Here is a 16,652-nt window from a genome sequence, read left to right as displayed (position 1 = left end):
GTGGGCGCCAGGTAATCAGGCCAGGACCTGAACAGAGCCAGCCCCCTCGGAATTGCTTAAGGCCACCAGAATGCTACCTGTCACAAGAAGGGCAGAACCCGCCACGCGCCTAAGTAGGGGTTGCGGCGGGTTTGCACAAGGGGTCAGGCATCAACTGTTTCGTGCAAGGCAGTGCGCATCTTGCCGAAATGTTCATCCCAGCCTTTATCAAGCGACAGGATCAGGCCAAAGGCTTCGGCATCCTGTGGCAAGCCTTCGTGCTGCAACGCCAGCCGCGTGCCGCCCGGAACGGGTTCGAGCGTCCATTTGACCACGCTGACGGCATCCCCCATGGGTTTGACAGTGAACGTGTATTCCAGATACTCCGGCGGTCGGGCAACGCGCACTTCACCCCAGATCAGCAGGTTGCCGCTGGTGGTGCCGAACATCTCAAGTTTTTGCCCGGCGGCCAGAGGGCGTTCGGGTTTGTGAAACCATTCGGCCAGGCGGTCCGGGTCGGTCAAATAGGCCCAGACTGTCTTGGGCTCGGCCCTTAAAAAGATTGTTTTTTGCAGAACAGTAGGTGTCATGTGTCTTTCCTTTCAATGGCTTCTTTCAGTTTGTTCAGACGTTCGTCCCAGAACTGGTCGAAATAGCTGAGCCAGTCGAGAACAGGGGCCATGCCCTGCGGTTCCAGCCGGTTGATACGTTCCCGTCCGCGCGCCTCGACCGTGATCAGACCACCATCCGACAATACGGTCAGGTGCTTTTTGACGGCGGCGCGGGTCATGTCGAACCGCTCGGTCAGTTGGGCGATGGTCATGTCCTGCGCGGCGAGCATCTGCACGATGTCTCTGCGGGTTGGGTCGGCCAGCGCACGGAATGCGTTTTGGGTTTGGGGCTGCATTTGTTCCACCATTAGAGATACCTTTTGGTATCATATAAATGCAGTACCAAAAGGTATCATGTCAAGCGTAAAGTGGTTCTTGATTTTTGTTCACCAATTGTTCACATTTCAATCATGACACTCGATCTGCAACCCGGACAAAAATTGGCCCGCGGCGTTGCCCGCCATCTGTTGGCGCATGGGATTGTTTCGATTGAGGAATTCGTGCCGACCCGTGGTTTGCGTGTCGATGTCATGGGGCTGGGCCCCAAGGGTGAGCTGTGGGTGATCGAATGCAAATCCAGCCGTGCGGATTATCAGTCGGATTCCAAGTGGCAGGGCTATCTTGAGTGGTGCGATCGGTTTTTCTGGGCCGTGGACATCGATTTCCCGACCGATCTGTTGCCTGCGGAAACCGGCCTGATCATCGCCGACGCTTATGATGCCGAGATTGTCCACATGGCGCCGGAAGATAAGCTAGCCCCGGCGCGACGCAAGAAGATGATCCAGAAATTTGCGGTGGACGCCGCCCGCAGGCTACAGGCGCTGCGTGATCCCCGGATTTGAAGGATCAGCCTTTGACGGCGCGGGCAGCCTGCGCGGCAGCGCGAATTTCGTCTGCGATTTCCTCGGCTTCTTCGGGATCGAAATCCATTGGAATCTCGATACCATCTGCCTCGATGAACAGCCGTATCATGCCTTGATCGGTGGGGCCGATCTGCAGATTCGCCTGAATGTCGCGTTCGGTGTTGATGCCCATGTTCGCCTCCGGGACTGAGCGTTCGTGCTAGCGCGCAAAGGGTCGAGAATCAAGCTGCCTTTGCGGTCAGATACATCATGGATAACGTCTGGATCAGACCCTTTCGCCCCACAGACACGGCTTGGCTGGTAGAGCAACACCACAGGCTATACACTAGGGACGAAGGGTTTGACGCCTCGTTCGGTGTTCTGGTGCAGCGCATACTGGACGATTTTAACACCGATCACGATTCGACGCGCGAGCGGGGTTGGATCGCCGAACACGCGGGGCAACGGCTTGGCAGTATCTTTTGCGTCTCGCTGGATGATCAAACTGCGAAACTGCGGCTGTTCCTGCTGCTGCCGGAGGTCCGGGGGCAGGGGCTGGGAAAGCGGATGCTGGACACCTGTACGGGCTTTGCACGCAGCGTAGGATACGTGGAAATGCGGCTGTGGACCCATGAAAGCCACCGGGCGGCCTGTGCGCTGTATCGGGTGAACGGGTGGCAGTTGCTGGACAGCAAACCGGTACATTCCTTTGGGGTCGATCTTGTCGAACAAAGCTGGAAATTTCGGCTTTAATCCTCTTGCATTCCCCCGGCGCGTTCGGTACATCGCCCCTCACGAGTGCCGCCTTAGCTCAGTTGGTTAGAGCGCTGGATTGTGGATCCAGAGGTCCCCTGTTCAAGCCAGGGAGGCGGTACCATCTCTCTCAAACAGCATTTGATGCAGCGCGCGTAACACGCTCAGCTCTGCTGTTTCGACTTTCAGAATACTTGACCCAAAGGGGTGATTGGCGCGCCTGTGATCAGCGCGCCAGGTTCAATCTCAGCTTCATTTTGCTCCGTTTCGCTACGGGCAGGTGTCGGTTAAGCCGTTTGTTTACCACGCCGAACCCCCAGATGACGACCAGCGTCAGCAGGATGAAGTAGAAGGCCAGAATCGGGTAGGGGATGAACGGGTTGAACGTCTTGTCCGCGAAATAGCCCGCGTAATACAGGGCGTCACCGCGCTGTTGCCACACCGGGAAGGCCGAGAAGAACACCAGTGTGGTGGCGTGGAACAGGAAGATCGCCTCGTTCGTGTAGGCAGGCCATGCCAGTCGCAGCATGGTCGGCCAGACGATACGCCGGAACCGGGACCAGCCGGTCATGCCATAGGCGTCTGCAGCCTCGATATCACCTTTGGGAATCGATCGCAGCGCGCCATAGAAAATCTCGCCCGAGTAGGCTGCGGTGTTGCAGAACAGCACGATGAGCGCACCCAGCCAAGCTGAGGTCAGAGCGTCGAGGAACGGAAAGGTCTGTTTCAGCGACAGGAAGAGGAAGTAGGCAAAGAAGAACTGGATGAACAGCGGTGAGCCTCGGAACAGGAAGATGAACCATTCCGATGGTTTGCGCAGCCATTTGTTCGTGGACGCTTTGCCAAGAGCGAGCGCGGTGGCCAAAAAGAATCCGGTCGCCAGCGCCATGATCCCGAAATAGATGTTCCAGATCATGCCCGAGCCGATCAGAGTGAACTGCTCGCACAAGGTGAAATCGTTACGGGGAAGCAGACGCTCACCAATACCGATCGAGCGCAGGCCATAGTCCTGGATAGTCTGGATACAGCTCATGCGGTGGTCTCCTTGCGCAGCAGCTCTCCGCCCGAGGTCGCCTGACCGTGGGACAGGCGGCGCATCAACCGTTCAAGACCAATCTCGGAAACGCGGGTCATGCCCAGATAGAACACAAGCAGGGCGAGGAAATACCACATGCGCCAGTCGCCATGCGGGTATTGGGTGAATTTCGGGTTCTTGTAGCCGCCCAGTTCGCGCGCCCAATAGACGATGTCCTCGATGCCCAGCAGGAACAGCAGCGGCGTGGCTTTGATCAGCACCATCCACAGGTTCGACAGGCCGGGCAGCGCATAGACCCACATCTGCGGCACCAGAATGCGCCAGAAGGTCTGGCGGCGGGTCATGCCATAGGCCTCGGCCGTTTCCAGCTGGGCGTGTGGGACGGCGCGCATGCCGCCGAACAAGACGTTGGCAGCAAACGCGCCAAAAACGATAGAGAATGTAATGACGGCCAGGAAGAACCCGTAGGTTTCGTGCACCCATTCCGGTGCAGTGCCCAGAGGCAGTTTGGCAGCCTGACAGACGATGAAGTCATTGCCCTGACGTACAGGATCGGTCCATTCCGGGCAGAGAATCTTGTGGCGCGTCCACTCGAATGCCTGATCCAGTGCGATCACGAAGAACATGAAGAAGGCGATATCCGGCACGCCGCGCACGATCGCGATATAGCCCTTGCCCAACAAGCTGAGAGGCGGAAAATGCGACCGGGCCGCCATTGCCCCCAAAAAGCCAAAGCCAAGTGCTACCGGCGCGGTGATCGCAAGCAACAGCAGCACCTTGAAGAAGGACAGATAGAACAACCAGTGCACACCGTTGGTCAGATAACAGGAGAACCAACGGAACGTGCCGAGTGTTTCGGGATCAGTGCAGAACGAGAAAATAGCGGGCCTCTTTGACTGGCAAAGGCTCTGAGGCGGCGCGCCCTAGGGACAGGCGCGCCGCAGAGTTCAAATCAGAAGGTCGAGGACACTTCCCACTTGGTGATCAGCTCGTTCAGGCTGCCGTCGTCCTTCATGGACTGGATGGCTGCGTTGAACTTTTCTTTCAGCTCACCGTCGGATTCACGGATGCCCATGCCGACGCCACCGCCCAGCGGGACCTCATCGCCAACAAAGAGCAGGCCCGAGCCATCTTCGGTGAAGGGCGCGAGGAAGGATTTGTCCGCCAGAACCGCATCTGCTTCGCCATTGCGCACGGCTGCGAGGGTTTCTTCGGGGTTTGCGAACTCAACCAGAGTCGCGCCGGAGTCAGCAACATAGCCCGCCTGAATGGTGCCGGTCTGTGCCGCGATCACGCCACCTGCAAGGTCAACACCTTCGGACATGGCCAGATAGGCCGACGGGTCCGGCGGTGTGTAGTTCTGGGTGAAGTCGATGACTTCGTCACGCTCGTCGGTAATCGACATACCCGCGATGATCGCGTCGTAGTTGCCGGATACCAGGTTCGGGATGATCGAGTCCCAGTCGTTCTTGACCCATTCGCATTGCAGTTCTGCGCGCTTGCACAGTTCATCGCCCAGCTCACGCTCGAAGCCGTCGATTTCGCCGGCGTCGTTGACGAAGTTCCACGGCGCATAGGCGCCTTCGGTGCCCAGACGGATGGTGTCCGCCATCGCCATACCGGCGCCAAGCGCCAGTGCTGCTGTGGTCAGAATCAGTTTTTTCATTGGATACTCCCCAGTTTGTTTTCTGTCCTGAAGTTAAGCCGCCTTGGTGGCGGATAGAAAGCCCCGAAGTCGTTCGGATTCGGGGGACGTAAAGATATCTTCCGGCAGGCCCTCTTCTTCGATCAAGCCTTGGTGCAGGAACACCACATGGCTTGAGATGTCGGCGGCCATTTTCATGTCATGAGTCACGATGATCATGGTGCGGCCTTCGGCGGCCAGATCCTTGATCACCTTGATGACTTCTTGCTCCAACTCGGGGTCCAGCGCCGAGGTCGGTTCGTCGAACAGCAGCGCCTCGGGCTCCATGCAAAGGCCGCGGGCGATGGCGGCGCGTTGCTGCTGACCGCCAGATAGCTGCGCCGGGTAGACGTCGCACTTGTCGCCGATGCCTACTTTTTCCAGGTACTTGCGGGCGCTGTCCTCAACCTCTTTCGGGTCGCGGCCCAGCACAGTGACGGGGGCCTCCATCACGTTTTGCAGGATGGTCATGTGGGCCCACAGGTTGAACTGCTGAAACACCATCGACAGGTTGGTGCGAATACGCATGACCTGCTTCGGATCGGCGGGGCGGCGATGGTGTGCGTCGCCGGACCAGCGCACGGGCTCGCCCTTGAACAGAATCTCGCCCTGCTGGCTGTCTTCCAGCAGGTTGCAGCAGCGCAGCAGGGTGGATTTCCCCGATCCTGACGACCCGATCAGCGAAACAACGTCCCCGCGTCTTGCCGTAATATCGACGCCTTTCAGCACTTCCAGATTGCCGAAACTTTTGTGGAGGTTCTTGATTTCGATGACGGGAGTGGAATCTGTCACGGATGGTCCATGTGTTATCGGTGTTGGTGCGGTAATAGGGCTTAAAAATCGGGGCAATGCAATGCGCAATTGACATCATCGGGGGCTTAAACAGTCAAATTGACCAAAGGTATTGGCCAAATTGGTCAGCGAATAAGCCCGGTTGTCTAAACCTGAGACGGATTTGGGACCGACAGATAATCACCATCCGGGATATCGATCAGTCCGCGGAGGTGCAGTAAATCGCGGTCCGTCGCGGAGAGGTCGCCAATCGCGGCGCGAACGGCGCGGGCGATTGCGGGGGCGTCCTGTCTATTGGCGGTGATATAGGGCAGGGCGGGCGTCGGGGCCGTGGTCCCCGCTTCGCGCAAATCCGCGCCAAGGTCGGTATGCGCTTTAAGAATTTCCCATGTCAGCGCGTCCAGCGCTGCAAAATCGGCCTTGCCATCTGCGACTGCGGCGGCGGATTGCGCGTGACCGCCGGTTGTCACAATGCTGCCGGGCCGCAAGCCGCGACCTTCAAGATGAACAATCGGCGCGGCCCAGCCCGACTGCGACAGTTTTTCGTTGTAGGCAAAGGCGCTGGTCGCAAGTTGGCTCAGGTCGCGCGGGTCATCCTGACGGGCAACGAAAACCGAGCGGTAGTAGCCGGGCGGGCAGCCTGCCAGCCCGTAGTCTGGCGTTCCGACCAGCTGCACTTTGCCGTGTAGGTGAGTGCGATAGGGCATCCCGCAGGTCTGGGCAAAGGTCAGCTTAGGGTTCAGCCAGACGTCCCAGACATCCGCATCTCGGGTCAGGCGATCGGGGCCATAGCCAAGATGATTCCGAATCAAAGTCCAGAACCGGTCATTCGCCGGCTGCAGCGCGGGCATGTTATACATGCCCAGCATCGCAATCACGATTTGGCGGCCTTTTGGCGGGCCAGAGCGGAATCCACGTCGCTTACGCCCAGAAGGCTGACCACCAGCCGCAGCAGTGAATCCTCTTCGCCAGACCGTTGTCCGTCGGCCAGAGCGACCGACCACATCGCCTGCACGACGGCGAGCCGGTCGTCATAGGCAATGGCTTCCTTGATCGCGCGGGTGAAACGGACTGTGTCGGGGGCTTCGGCCTCAAGATCCTCGGCCCGGGCACGCAGGGCGGCGGCCTCGAACGGAGACAGGCCATATCGCTGGGCCGAAATCTTGTCGATTCGGGCCATTTCGGTGTCGGCATAGTCGTTGTCGGCCCGCGCGATACGCACCAACAGGGCCGTCAGGGCAAGACGGGCGTCATCATCGGCAAGCGGGTCGGGGGCGGGCTGTGTCAGCCGGGCCAGAAAATCACTGAACATGTGTTAGATATAGAGGGGGTCTAACGCTCTTCCAAGCGCCTTTGCACCCGTTCGCGCGCGGTTTGGCTGTCGTTGAAACTCAGGCCCATGGCAATGCGTGCCTCTTCCACGATATTCATTTCGCCTTCGTCGGAATTGCCATCGGCCAGAACAACCTCCCACAAGGCGTCCAGCGCGGCCAGACGTTCGTGCAGGTCGGTGGTTTCGCGGATCAGTTTGCCGAACGTGTCCGTCTCTGGTGCGGCGGCGTGCAGCTTTTCACAGGTGGCGCGGACCTTGGCGGCCTCAATCGCGTTATGCTGATACAGCCGGGCAAGGATGCGGTCGATCAGGCTGATTTCTTCAAGCTTGTAGTCCCGATCCGCCTGTGCCACGCGCACCATGAGCGCACCCAGCGCCAGTTCGGCATCCGGGTCTGGTAGGGTGTCGTGTTGCGGCGGGCGGAAAGCCTGTAAGAACTTCTTCAACATGCCGCGAGGATATTCCATATTTTGTAGACCGCCAAGCGCGGACTACTTGTCATGGGCTCAAATAACTCCAGGATCGCTACATCTGGCAAAAACACGCTGAGCATGATCCCGAAGTTGTGGGATCAACCGGCCTGAATGGCCTGTTTTGCCTGCTCCTGCAGCCATCCCAGCATCTGTCGATAGGGGACGGGACCATGGCTGATCCGGGCCACGCCCAACCCGGCCAGCGTGGCCGTGTCGGGTGTGCCAGGCAGGGCAATGATATTGACCGGCAGAGGGGTCGATTCGCACAGCCGGGCAATCATTGCCTCGTTTTTCAGTCCAGGTGCGAAGAACCCGCTGGCACCGGCATCAGCATAGGCTTTGGCCCGGGCAATCGCCTCGTCCAGCATAGCGTCTGAGTGGGTTTCAGGTTTGGCCTTCAGAAAGATATCTGTGCGCGCGTTGATGAAGGCCGGGATACCGGCTGCATCGCAGCCTTCGCGCATGGCGCTGACCCGCGCTTCCTGCGTTTCGATGTCATAGAGATCGCTGGTGCCAACGATCTGATCTTCGAAGTTGAAGCCGATGACGCCGGTTTGCAGCGCGCGTTGAACGTTTGCGGCCACGCCCAGCACGTCCTCGGCATAGGCCCCTTCGAAATCCAGCGTGACTGGCAGATCAACCGCCGCAACGATCCGGCGGGCATTGTCCAGCGCGGCGTCAATCGGGATGTTCTGGCCATCGCCAAACCCCTGCGCCATCGCAACCGGAGCACTGCCGGTGGCGATCGCCTTGGCCCCCGCATCGCGCACGGCCCCGGCGCTGCCTGCATCCCAGATGTTGTAAAGGATGACCGGATCGCCCTTCTTATGCAGGGCTGCAAATTCTTCCGCTTGGGTAATCTGGTTGGTCATGCCGATCTCCTGTCGCTGCTATGGCGGCAGTTAACCGTGCAATCAGTCGGCGCGTAAAGATGTTTCGCGCCGACCGAAACAATAGAGTCAACGGTCCGCGATCAGACCAGACGCGAGCTTTCTTTCGCTGCGCGCACGAAATCGCGGAACAGGGGGTGCGGATCGAACGGTTTGGACTTGAGTTCCGGGTGGTATTGCACACCGATGAACCACGGGTGGTCCGACCATTCGACGATTTCCGGCAAACGTCCGTCCGGCGACATGCCCGAGAAGTTCAGGCCCGCCTTTTCCAGCTTTTCGCGGTACTTGATGTCCACCTCATAGCGGTGACGGTGGCGTTCTTCGATCTGTGTGCCGCCATAAACCTCGGCCACTTTCGAGCCTTCGGCCAGAACCGCGTTATACGCGCCCAGGCGCATGGTGCCGCCTTTGTCGTCTCCGACTTTGCGTTCGACCTTGTGGTTGCCCTGTACCCACTCTTTCAGGTGATACACAACAGGCTCGAACCGTTTCTTGCCCGCTTCGTGGTCAAACTCCTCGGACCCCGCCTCGGTGATGCCTGCAGCGTTCCGGGCGGCTTCGATTACTGCCATCTGCATACCCAGACAGATGCCCAGATAGGGCACTTTATGTTCGCGCGCGTATTGCGCGGCCTTGATCTTGCCCTCGGTGCCACGCTCGCCAAAGCCGCCGGGCACGAGGATGGCGTGGAAGCCCTCCAGATAAGGTGCAGCATCCTCGGTGTCGAAAACCTCGGCATCGACCCACTCGACCTTGACCTTGACCCGGTTGGCCATACCGCCATGGGTCAGCGCCTCGGCGATCGACTTATAAGCGTCCTCCAGCTGGGTGTATTTGCCGACGATGGCAACCTTCACTTCGCCTTCGGCGTTGTGAATGCGGTCGCTGACGTCTTCCCATTTCGCCAGATCGGGCTTGGGGGCCGGGCTGATCTGGAACGCATCCAGAACCGCCTGATCCAGACCTTCGTTGTGATAGGCCAGAGGGGCGTCGTAGATGGTGCTGAGGTCCTGTGCAGCGATCACGCTGTCGGGGCGCACGTTGCAGAACAATGCCAGCTTCTCGCGCTCTTTCTTTGGGATCGGGCCTTCGGACCGGCAGACGAGAATGTCGGGGGCCAGACCGATCGACCGCAGCTCTTTTACCGAGTGTTGGGTCGGCTTGGTTTTCAATTCGCCCGAGGCCTTGATGTAGGGAAGCAGCGTCAGGTGCATGAACAGACACTGACCGCGCGGCTTGTCTTGGCTGAACTGACGGATGGCCTCGAAAAAGGGCAGGCCCTCGATATCACCCACAGTGCCGCCGATCTCACAGAGCATGAAATCAACCTCATCCTCGCCAATGGCGATGAAATCCTTGATCTCATTGGTGACGTGCGGGATCACCTGAATGGTTTTGCCGAGGTAATCTCCACGGCGCTCTTTCTCTAGCACGTTGGAATAAATCCGCCCCGAGCTGACCGAGTCGGTTTTGCGTGCGGCCACGCCGGTGAATCGCTCATAGTGGCCAAGGTCCAGATCGGTCTCGGCCCCGTCATCTGTGACGAAAACCTCACCATGTTCGAAGGGCGACATGGTGCCCGGATCGACGTTCAGATAGGGGTCCAGCTTGCGCAGACGTACCGAATATCCCCGGGCCTGCAACAAAGCGCCCAGAGCCGCCGAAGCCAGTCCTTTGCCCAAGGACGAAACAACACCACCAGTGATGAAAATAAAACGCGCCATGTTTTTCGGCTGCTCCCGTGAGACGTCAATATCAGCTGCCCGGCGGCTCCGAAAAACCGCTGCATCACGGGACTTCACGTATAAAGGATTCGCGCCAATAGCGCAAGAGAACCGCAAGATGCTGTTGCAGCTCTCTTTTAGATTTCTAAGTGTAGTGGATCAGTCCGCTTGCGGGATCAGCGGCGCGTTGTCGCCCTGAGCCGGAGGCAGAAGATCATCGGTCGACGGAACGGCCGGAGTGCTTTCCTCGGTCGCGGCCGGGGCCGGAACGCCCAGACGGTCGATTACCGAGCTGCCCGAAGATTTCTGAGCGGCCAGAATGGTCAGCGTGATCGAGGTGACGATAAAGCATGCAGCAAGGATCCAGGTGACCTTGCCCAGAGCCGTCGCCGCCGCGCGACCGGTCATGGCGCCACCGCCGCCGCCACCCATACCCAGGCCACCGCCTTCGGACCGCTGCATCAGAACAACGGCGATCAGGCCCAGAGCCAAGAGAAGATGGATGATGAGAACGACGTTTTCCATGGTGGTCCTGTACAGCGTGGCGTGTATCGCGTGGTACTTATGCAAGTTTGCCATCGGGGGCAAGGGAGGAGTTGCCATCACGACCCCTGATATGCAGCATCACGGCAAAGAGACTGGACAGCTGGGCAAAAGGTAACGCAGGCTGCGACCCATGCCACATGACGATCCCGACCACCCACACGCTTTGTTGCCACCTGACCCCGCGCTGCGCGTTAAGGCGCTTGAGACGATTCTGACCCGCAAGGGGCTGATCGACCCGGCGGCGTTGGATGAGATCATCGACACCTACCAGAACAAGATCGGCCCGCAAAACGGCGCGCGCGTGGTTGCTAAGGCGTGGGTCGATCCGGACTTCAGGACAGCTCTGCTTGCCGACGCGACACCGGTTGTTGCCGATCTGGGTTTCTATGGGCGTCAGGGTGAACATATCGTCGCGGTGGAAAACACGCCGGACCTGCACAACATGGTCGTCTGTACGCTGTGCAGTTGTTACCCGTGGCCTCTGCTGGGTATTCCTCCGAGCTGGTACAAGTCCGATGCCTACCGGGCTCGCGCGGTCCGGGAACCGCGCAAGGTTCTGGCCGAATTCGGGGTCACACTGCCGTCCGAGACGGCCGTTCGTGTCTGGGATTCGACTGCCGAGATTCGTTACCTCGTATTGCCGATGCGACTCGCAGGCACCGAAGGGATGGGCGAAGACGATCTGGCCGCGCTCGTCACCCGTGACAGCATGATCGGAACGGGCCTGCCCATGGTGCCCTCATGACCCGCGTGCACGATATGGGCGGTCGCTTTGGTGATGGCCCGGTACAGCCCGAATCCTATGACGCACCGGTTTTTGCCGAAAATTGGCACGGGCGGGCGCTGGCGGTGACGCTGGCCGCGGGGTTTCTGGGGCAATGGAACATCGACGTCTCGCGCCACGCGCGCGAGAGATTGTCCCCCAAGGATTATGCGCGGTTCTCCTATTACGAAAAGTGGATATCGGGCCTTGCTGATCTGCTGGTGGAATCGGGTGTGCTGACTGTGGATGATCTGTCCGGGGCAGCTTCGGACGACCCGCATCCTTTGTCTGCCCGCGCTCTGAAAGCCGAATCCGTCGCTGCAGCCCTTGCCAAGGGCGGGCCAGCAGACCGCCCGTCAGATGTGCCCGCTCAGTTCAAGATTGGGCAGAGTGTACGTACCGTACATCCGGCCGCCAATCGACTGGTTGATGGCGGCCACACGCGCCTGCCGATCTACGCATCCGGTGCGACCGGGAAGGTCATGCGGCTGCATGGCACACATGTGCTGCCGGACGCCAATGCGCATGGATTTGGCGAGGCGCCCGAGCCGCTCTATGCGGTGGTCTTCCCAGCCTCGGAATTGTGGGCAGACCCGGAAAACCCCAAAGACGAGGTCGTACTGGACCTCTGGCAAAGCTATCTGGAGCCAGCATGAGCGATTGCGCTGCCCATTCTGTGCCTGAACCTGTTTTTGCCGAACCCTGGCACGCTCAAGTATTTGCGGTGACTGTGGCTCTGAACGAGGCTGGATGCTTTGACTGGCCCGACTGGGCCACGCGTTTTTCGCAGACGCTAAAGCACCACGGACTGGATCGCGATCTAGACGGGGGCGATGACTATTTCCATGCGTGGCTGGAAACGCTCGAACTGCTACTGAACGAACTGGGCGCGGCTGTCACAGAGGAAGTCATCCAATATAAGTCCGCTTGGGAAGAGGCTTACTTGACAACGCCTCACGGCCAGCCGGTCCGTTTGACTGCTGACGGGTAGGGGGCACTGCCCCCGCCGCCCGTTCCGGGCGACTCCCTGAGGTATTTCGAGCCAGATGAACAGGGGGTCCGCTCTTCATCTGGCCAAAAATACCTCCGCCGGAGGCAGCGCACGCAGCGCGGTTCTTATCTGCGGCGAATTACCGGTTTCCCTGTCGCTTTGTCCTCGTTATACGAGCCGAGTTTGGTAATTCAGCGCAAAAGGACCGGATATGGCCAATGTGGTTGTTGTCGGCGCCCAGTGGGGTGACGAAGGAAAAGGCAAGATCGTCGACTGGCTCAGCGAGCGGGCAGACGTGATCGCGCGTTTTCAGGGCGGGCATAATGCCGGTCATACGCTGGTCATTGATGGTGAGGTCTACAAGCTGCACGCGCTGCCGTCGGGCGTTGTGCGTGGTGGTAAGCTGAGTGTCATCGGCAACGGCGTCGTGCTGGACCCGTGGCATCTGATCAAGGAAATCGCCACCATTCGCGCGCAGGGCGTTGATATCTCGCCCGAAACCCTGATGATCGCCGAGAACACGCCGCTGATCCTGCCGATCCATGGCGAACTGGACCGCGCCCGCGAAGAGGCTGCCAGCAAGGGCACCAAGATCGGAACCACTGGCCGCGGCATTGGCCCGGCTTACGAAGACAAGGTTGGCCGCCGGTCTGTGCGCGTTGCCGATCTGGCGGACGCGGCTACGCTTGAGGCACGTGTAGACCGTGCGCTGCAGCACCATGACCCGCTGCGCAAAGGTCTGGGGATCGAGCCTGTGGACCGGGACGCGCTGATTGCGCAACTGAAAGAGATCGCATCGGAAATCCTGCCCTTCGCCGCGCCTGTTTGGAAAGTGCTGAACGAAAAGCGCAAGGCGGGCAAACGCATCCTGTTCGAAGGGGCGCAGGGCGCATTGCTGGACATCGACTTCGGCACCTATCCCTTTGTGACCTCGTCCAACGTGATCGCCGGTCAGGCTGCAACGGGTGTTGGCATCGGTCCTGGATCGATCGATTTTGTTCTGGGCATCGTCAAAGCCTACACAACACGTGTAGGCGAGGGGCCGTTCCCGACCGAGCTGGACGATGCGGACGGTCAACGCCTTGGCGAGCGCGGGCATGAGTTCGGCACCACCACCGGGCGCAAGCGCCGCTGCGGTTGGTTCGACGCGTGTCTGGTGCGTCAAACCTGCGCTACCAGTGGCGTGAACGGCATCTCGCTGACCAAGCTGGACGTTCTGGACGGGTTCGAGACGCTCAAGATCTGCGTCGGCTATGAGCTGGACGGTGAACGTTTGGACTATCTGCCCACCGCGGCCGATCAGCAGGCGCGCTGCACACCGATCTACGAAGAAATGCCGGGGTGGAGCGAATCCACCGAAGGTGCGCGCAGCTGGGCCGATCTGCCGGCCAACGCGATCAAATATGTGCGTCGCGTCGAAGAGCTGATCGAATGCCCCGTAGCCCTTCTGTCCACCAGCCCGGAGCGGGACGACACCATTCTGGTGACCGACCCGTTTGCTGACTGATGAGCGACGACGGAAAGACCGGCCTCAGCTACAAATCACGGCGCCGCTGGTCGCTGGTGCTGCTGTTGATTGGGTTGCCGGTCTATATCGTGGCGGTAGTGACAATTGTGAATTGGCTCGACCGCCCACCGATCTGGCTGGAGCTGCTGGTCTATGTCGCTTTGGGCATTGTCTGGGCGCTGCCGTTCAAGTTCGTGTTCAAAGGCGTCGGCAAGGAAGACCCGGATCAGCCTTCGGAATGACAGGCCGGGGTGACTGATTAGGTCAGTTCACTCCGGATGCTGATCCGGCCCGGGCCAGCTGAGGATGGCACGGGCCATTGCGTGGTACTCGCCTGAAATCTCTTCGGCAACGCTGAGCGGGGTAGGCCAGGGCGCGGTCAGAGTTGCCTGAACCTGTCCCGTGACCAGATTCAGATCTGCCTCGTGTTTCGCAGCCAGTCGGCGCATTTTCTGGTTGGTGGCCAGGCACAGCATGTGTACTTCGCGAATTCCGCGATTCCGGGCCGCGGTGATGATCCGCGACAGCAGGGCATCCCCGATACCACGATCCTGCCACGCGGTTTCGACTGTAAAGGCAGCCTCGGCCACATGCGTCCGACTGTCTGGCAATACGCGTAGTTCCCCCACACCACGCAAACAGGAATCCGGAAATGCGCCGAAGATCAATGCCGCGTTGTCGAATAACCCGGACAAATATCTCTGAATATATGTGGTACTGACCTGAGTGCCGAATCTCGACGCTAAAGCCTCGTCATCCAGGTTGTTGAAATGGCTTATTATTTTTGGTTTGTCGTATACCCGGAGGCGTCGAATAGGCAGTTCATACATGGCGCGGCCCTTGTTTGAACGAATTTAGAAACATCTATTATCTATCATCCAATATACCAGCTTTCTGCGGTGCAGCATAGCAAGTGCGCCCGCAAATGGGCGTCAAAGGGACAGCTGGGTACACTTGTGCAAAAAAAAATGGGCCGAAGAAGTCTCCAGCCCATCATCACGTGATTTTATTGGGCTTTACCCTGCGGCGCGCGCGTCACCCGGGCGGAAGCCGATCTCGGTCGAGGCTGCAAAACGTCCGCCGCCTGCTTTTTCTATCTTTCCGTCCCGCAGCAACTGACCGAACGAACGCAGGCTTTCCTCACGATTGAACTCGTCCTGCTTGAGCGAGCGAATTTTGTTCATCAGTTGCGGGCGCGAGAACTGCTCCTGACCCTCGATGAAGGACAGATAAGCGGCCGCTGCTTCCAGCAGATCCGACAGCGATTGCGCACCTTGTTCTTGCGCGAACAGGGCAAAACCACTTTCCTCAGCAGCTTCTTCTTCACCCTCGGCCTCGGATGTCACGCGGCGGGGGGTCACCGGTCCGGCATCTTTGCTCTGGTTGTCGACACGCTGCTCAGCAACCAGTTTGAGGGGGGCCGATGCGTCGCTGGTTGGGCGTTTGCTGGTGACCTCAACCTCCGGGCGGCGTGGGCTGACGACCGAGGACAGATCGCCACGATAGTCCTGATCGTTGTCCTGATTGGACACACCTTTTTCGCTGCGTTCAGCTTCGGTTGCCGCAACCGCTGCACGCAGCTGGGTATAGGTTTCGCGCGTGTTGCTTGTGTCCGGATTGTCCAGTTGCTCTCCAACCTTGTCCATCAGGCGCGAAACATCATGGTCCAGATCCGGTGTTTCGGCGGCCGGGGTTTTAGAACGGCTGGCCAAGATGGCTTCCACGCTTGAAATCTCATCCAGCAGGTCGGCCTCGTCCTCTTCAGTCATGATCCCTTCAGAGGCTGCCGCGGTAGGCTCCTCGTCAGCATTGGTATCGCTGAGGATGTTGGTTACATCATCGCCTTCAGGCTCGCTCTCATCAGTTTCGTCGAAATCTGCGAGCAGAACATCCAGTGTGGTAGTTTCGTCTTCGACCTCTTCCTCGACAGCGGAGACCGGGGGCTCGGGTTCGGTTTCCTGGGCCGGAGCGGCGGGTTCCTCGATCTCTTCAGCCCTGGGCATTTCCGGTTCGGGTTCGGATGCTTCGACAGGCGCGTCGGCCTCTGCGGTGGTTTCCAGGTCGGCCGGGTTCAGTGAGCCGGCCGCGAATGCCGCCGCGACCGCATCAGACGGACCCGCTGTGTTTTTCATCAGGGTCGTCTCTTCATCCTCGGTGTAGATGACCGAGTTCTCCTCTGAATGGGATACGACGGCCCGGATACGCTGCAGTTTGGCGGCGATACTGTCAGCGGCAGGGGGAGGCGCGTCTTCGACAGCTTCGGCGTCAGAGGCAACGGGCTGAGAGGGGGGCGAGGGGGGAGGGGTGTTGATGACGTTCAGATCCGGCGCGCTGGTGGCAGGTTCGTTCGTGGCGCGGATCAGCAGGCCAGCGTCGCTCTGGCTTGCTTCGACCTTGCGCGAGGCATCGCGCTGCGCAATTTTTGTCAGCATTTCTGTATCAGGCTGCGGAGGTTCAGAACCGAAATACCGATCATCGGCGGCAAGATCACGGAAGTATTCGGCAATCGCTTTCATCGTCTCAAAGGAATCGTCAAAACCTTCTAAAGTGCACGAGAAGGTTCCATAGGAGACGGTTAAAACCTTGTTATTCTGTACCATCAGACGCACGTCCTTTACAAACTACAAGAGCCATTCACCCGGCGACGGGCACACCCATGGCTCGAAACTCTCAGCATGAACCTATCATTTTGTGGTCTCAATGTGTCCAAATCCGGGAAAAATGA

General features: G+C 59.2%; 22 protein-coding genes and 1 tRNA gene. 8 read left to right on the top strand and 15 right to left on the bottom strand.

What is annotated here, in order from left to right; translation table 11 throughout:
* Window positions 1-143: 143 nt before the first annotated feature.
* Window positions 144-569 (bottom strand): SRPBCC family protein, encoded by a 426-nt coding sequence (locus ACR0KW_RS03225; protein WP_480803706.1) that lies wholly within the window; start codon window positions 567-569, stop codon window positions 144-146.
* Window positions 566-886 (bottom strand): ArsR/SmtB family transcription factor, encoded by a 321-nt coding sequence (locus ACR0KW_RS03220; protein ID WP_480803705.1) that lies wholly within the window; start codon window positions 884-886, stop codon window positions 566-568. The genes ACR0KW_RS03225 and ACR0KW_RS03220 overlap by 4 nt, the downstream gene beginning before the upstream one ends.
* Window positions 887-1,000: 114 nt before the next feature.
* Here ACR0KW_RS03220 and ACR0KW_RS03215 point away from each other — a divergent pair, with 114 nt between their 5' ends.
* On the top strand, window positions 1,001-1,432 hold the full coding sequence (locus ACR0KW_RS03215; protein ID WP_480803704.1) for an MmcB family DNA repair protein: 432 nt from the start codon (window positions 1,001-1,003) through the stop codon (window positions 1,430-1,432).
* 4 nt (window positions 1,433-1,436) lie between these two features.
* Here ACR0KW_RS03215 and ACR0KW_RS03210 read toward each other — a convergent pair whose 3' ends face one another.
* Window positions 1,437-1,625 carry a DUF6324 family protein gene (locus ACR0KW_RS03210; RefSeq protein ID WP_068334412.1) on the bottom strand — a complete coding sequence of 63 codons (189 nt, stop codon included), beginning with the start codon at window positions 1,623-1,625 and terminating at the stop codon, window positions 1,437-1,439.
* 77 nt (window positions 1,626-1,702) lie between these two features.
* On the opposite strand from ACR0KW_RS03210, the gene ACR0KW_RS03205 reads away from it, so the two are divergent.
* A complete protein-coding gene (locus tag ACR0KW_RS03205) occupies window positions 1,703-2,185 on the top strand; it encodes a GNAT family N-acetyltransferase (RefSeq protein WP_480803703.1) in 483 nt (160 codons plus the stop codon).
* A 47-nt stretch (window positions 2,186-2,232) separates the two neighbouring features.
* A tRNA-His gene (locus ACR0KW_RS03200) sits at window positions 2,233-2,309 on the top strand.
* A 102-nt stretch (window positions 2,310-2,411) separates the two neighbouring features.
* On the opposite strand, the gene ACR0KW_RS03195 is transcribed toward ACR0KW_RS03200, so the two are convergent.
* The 10 genes from ACR0KW_RS03195 to secG all read right to left on the bottom strand — a co-directional run bounded on the left by ACR0KW_RS03195 (window position 2,412) and on the right by secG (window position 10,645).
* On the bottom strand, window positions 2,412-3,218 hold the full coding sequence (locus ACR0KW_RS03195; RefSeq protein ID WP_170324493.1) for an ABC transporter permease: 807 nt from the start codon (window positions 3,216-3,218) through the stop codon (window positions 2,412-2,414).
* The gene (locus tag ACR0KW_RS03190; RefSeq protein ID WP_170325499.1) at window positions 3,215-4,102 is read right to left on the bottom strand and encodes an ABC transporter permease; all 888 of its coding nucleotides are present in this window, start codon (window positions 4,100-4,102) and stop codon (window positions 3,215-3,217) included. Before ACR0KW_RS03190 ends, ACR0KW_RS03195 begins: the two co-directional genes overlap by 4 nt.
* Before the next feature lie 71 nt (window positions 4,103-4,173).
* Complete coding sequence (locus tag ACR0KW_RS03185) at window positions 4,174-4,887, bottom strand: transporter substrate-binding domain-containing protein (protein WP_480803702.1); 714 nt, start codon at window positions 4,885-4,887, stop codon at window positions 4,174-4,176.
* 33 nt (window positions 4,888-4,920) lie between these two features.
* The gene (locus ACR0KW_RS03180; RefSeq protein ID WP_480803701.1) at window positions 4,921-5,697 is read right to left on the bottom strand and encodes an ABC transporter ATP-binding protein; all 777 of its coding nucleotides are present in this window, start codon (window positions 5,695-5,697) and stop codon (window positions 4,921-4,923) included.
* A 146-nt stretch (window positions 5,698-5,843) separates the two neighbouring features.
* Window positions 5,844-6,557, bottom strand: a complete 714-nt coding sequence (locus ACR0KW_RS03175) for a phosphate/phosphite/phosphonate ABC transporter substrate-binding protein (protein WP_480803700.1) — start codon at window positions 6,555-6,557, stop codon at window positions 5,844-5,846.
* 14 nt (window positions 6,558-6,571) lie between these two features.
* A complete protein-coding gene (locus ACR0KW_RS03170) occupies window positions 6,572-7,009 on the bottom strand; it encodes a tellurite resistance TerB family protein (protein ID WP_170324497.1) in 438 nt (145 codons plus the stop codon).
* 20 nt (window positions 7,010-7,029) lie between these two features.
* The gene (locus ACR0KW_RS03165) at window positions 7,030-7,479 is read right to left on the bottom strand and encodes a tellurite resistance TerB family protein (RefSeq protein ID WP_480803699.1); all 450 of its coding nucleotides are present in this window, start codon (window positions 7,477-7,479) and stop codon (window positions 7,030-7,032) included.
* Between the two features lie 122 nt (window positions 7,480-7,601).
* Entirely contained in the window at window positions 7,602-8,375 is a 774-nt protein-coding gene (locus ACR0KW_RS03160; protein WP_480803698.1) for an isocitrate lyase/PEP mutase family protein, read from the bottom strand.
* 101 nt (window positions 8,376-8,476) lie between these two features.
* Window positions 8,477-10,120, bottom strand: a complete 1,644-nt coding sequence (locus ACR0KW_RS03155) for a CTP synthase (RefSeq protein ID WP_480803697.1) — start codon at window positions 10,118-10,120, stop codon at window positions 8,477-8,479.
* A gap of 159 nt (window positions 10,121-10,279) precedes the next feature.
* The gene (gene secG / locus ACR0KW_RS03150; RefSeq protein WP_170325501.1) at window positions 10,280-10,645 is read right to left on the bottom strand and encodes a preprotein translocase subunit SecG; all 366 of its coding nucleotides are present in this window, start codon (window positions 10,643-10,645) and stop codon (window positions 10,280-10,282) included.
* Between the two features lie 151 nt (window positions 10,646-10,796).
* Here secG and nthA point away from each other — a divergent pair, with 151 nt between their 5' ends.
* The 5 genes from nthA to ACR0KW_RS03125 all read left to right on the top strand — a co-directional run bounded on the left by nthA (window position 10,797) and on the right by ACR0KW_RS03125 (window position 14,169).
* Window positions 10,797-11,411 carry a nitrile hydratase subunit alpha gene (gene nthA / locus ACR0KW_RS03145; protein WP_480803696.1) on the top strand — a complete coding sequence of 205 codons (615 nt, stop codon included), beginning with the start codon at window positions 10,797-10,799 and terminating at the stop codon, window positions 11,409-11,411.
* Window positions 11,408-12,085 (top strand): nitrile hydratase subunit beta, encoded by a 678-nt coding sequence (gene nthB / locus ACR0KW_RS03140; protein ID WP_480803695.1) that lies wholly within the window; start codon window positions 11,408-11,410, stop codon window positions 12,083-12,085. The genes nthA and nthB overlap by 4 nt, the downstream gene beginning before the upstream one ends.
* Window positions 12,082-12,420 carry a nitrile hydratase accessory protein gene (locus tag ACR0KW_RS03135; protein ID WP_480803694.1) on the top strand — a complete coding sequence of 113 codons (339 nt, stop codon included), beginning with the start codon at window positions 12,082-12,084 and terminating at the stop codon, window positions 12,418-12,420. The genes nthB and ACR0KW_RS03135 overlap by 4 nt, the downstream gene beginning before the upstream one ends.
* A 211-nt stretch (window positions 12,421-12,631) precedes the next feature.
* Window positions 12,632-13,927: an adenylosuccinate synthase gene (locus ACR0KW_RS03130; protein WP_480803693.1), complete on the top strand. Its 1,296-nt coding sequence runs from the start codon at window positions 12,632-12,634 to the stop codon at window positions 13,925-13,927.
* Entirely contained in the window at window positions 13,927-14,169 is a 243-nt protein-coding gene (locus ACR0KW_RS03125) for a DUF2842 domain-containing protein (RefSeq protein WP_480803692.1), read from the top strand. The genes ACR0KW_RS03130 and ACR0KW_RS03125 overlap by 1 nt, the downstream gene beginning before the upstream one ends.
* 27 nt (window positions 14,170-14,196) lie before the next feature.
* Here ACR0KW_RS03125 and ACR0KW_RS03120 read toward each other — a convergent pair whose 3' ends face one another.
* Window positions 14,197-14,757: an N-acetyltransferase family protein gene (locus ACR0KW_RS03120; protein ID WP_480803691.1), complete on the bottom strand. Its 561-nt coding sequence runs from the start codon at window positions 14,755-14,757 to the stop codon at window positions 14,197-14,199.
* A 186-nt stretch (window positions 14,758-14,943) separates the two neighbouring features.
* Window positions 14,944-16,527: a prolipoprotein diacylglyceryl transferase gene (locus ACR0KW_RS03115; RefSeq protein WP_480803690.1), complete on the bottom strand. Its 1,584-nt coding sequence runs from the start codon at window positions 16,525-16,527 to the stop codon at window positions 14,944-14,946.
* Window positions 16,528-16,652 lie beyond the last annotated feature (125 nt).

This window comes from Ruegeria sp. CG11 (assembly GCF_056537245.1).
This window is presented reverse-complemented; position numbering and strand designations above follow the sequence as displayed.

Excerpts from the sequence above, each read along its gene's own strand:
- secG (WP_170325501.1), bottom strand. The coding sequence starts at position 10,645 with ATGGAAAACGTCGTTCTCATCATCCATCTTCTCTTGGCTCTGGGCCTG.
- nthB (WP_480803695.1), top strand. The coding sequence starts at position 11,408 with ATGACCCGCGTGCACGATATGGGCGGTCGCTTTGGTGATGGCCCGGTA.
- ACR0KW_RS03205 (WP_480803703.1), top strand. The coding sequence starts at position 1,703 with ATGGATAACGTCTGGATCAGACCCTTTCGCCCCACAGACACGGCTTGG.
- ACR0KW_RS03225 (WP_480803706.1), bottom strand. The coding sequence starts at position 569 with ATGACACCTACTGTTCTGCAAAAAACAATCTTTTTAAGGGCCGAGCCC.
- nthA (WP_480803696.1), top strand. The coding sequence starts at position 10,797 with ATGCCACATGACGATCCCGACCACCCACACGCTTTGTTGCCACCTGAC.
- ACR0KW_RS03120 (WP_480803691.1), bottom strand. The coding sequence starts at position 14,757 with ATGTATGAACTGCCTATTCGACGCCTCCGGGTATACGACAAACCAAAA.
- ACR0KW_RS03215 (WP_480803704.1), top strand. The coding sequence starts at position 1,001 with ATGACACTCGATCTGCAACCCGGACAAAAATTGGCCCGCGGCGTTGCC.
- ACR0KW_RS03185 (WP_480803702.1), bottom strand. The coding sequence starts at position 4,887 with ATGAAAAAACTGATTCTGACCACAGCAGCACTGGCGCTTGGCGCCGGT.
- ACR0KW_RS03135 (WP_480803694.1), top strand. The coding sequence starts at position 12,082 with ATGAGCGATTGCGCTGCCCATTCTGTGCCTGAACCTGTTTTTGCCGAA.
- ACR0KW_RS03155 (WP_480803697.1), bottom strand. The coding sequence starts at position 10,120 with ATGGCGCGTTTTATTTTCATCACTGGTGGTGTTGTTTCGTCCTTGGGC.
- ACR0KW_RS03115 (WP_480803690.1), bottom strand. The coding sequence starts at position 16,527 with ATGGTACAGAATAACAAGGTTTTAACCGTCTCCTATGGAACCTTCTCG.
- ACR0KW_RS03165 (WP_480803699.1), bottom strand. The coding sequence starts at position 7,479 with ATGTTGAAGAAGTTCTTACAGGCTTTCCGCCCGCCGCAACACGACACC.
- ACR0KW_RS03195 (WP_170324493.1), bottom strand. The coding sequence starts at position 3,218 with ATGAGCTGTATCCAGACTATCCAGGACTATGGCCTGCGCTCGATCGGT.
- ACR0KW_RS03220 (WP_480803705.1), bottom strand. The coding sequence starts at position 886 with ATGCAGCCCCAAACCCAAAACGCATTCCGTGCGCTGGCCGACCCAACC.
- ACR0KW_RS03125 (WP_480803692.1), top strand. The coding sequence starts at position 13,927 with ATGAGCGACGACGGAAAGACCGGCCTCAGCTACAAATCACGGCGCCGC.
- ACR0KW_RS03175 (WP_480803700.1), bottom strand. The coding sequence starts at position 6,557 with ATGTATAACATGCCCGCGCTGCAGCCGGCGAATGACCGGTTCTGGACT.
- ACR0KW_RS03210 (WP_068334412.1), bottom strand. The coding sequence starts at position 1,625 with ATGGGCATCAACACCGAACGCGACATTCAGGCGAATCTGCAGATCGGC.
- ACR0KW_RS03130 (WP_480803693.1), top strand. The coding sequence starts at position 12,632 with ATGGCCAATGTGGTTGTTGTCGGCGCCCAGTGGGGTGACGAAGGAAAA.
- ACR0KW_RS03160 (WP_480803698.1), bottom strand. The coding sequence starts at position 8,375 with ATGACCAACCAGATTACCCAAGCGGAAGAATTTGCAGCCCTGCATAAG.
- ACR0KW_RS03170 (WP_170324497.1), bottom strand. The coding sequence starts at position 7,009 with ATGTTCAGTGATTTTCTGGCCCGGCTGACACAGCCCGCCCCCGACCCG.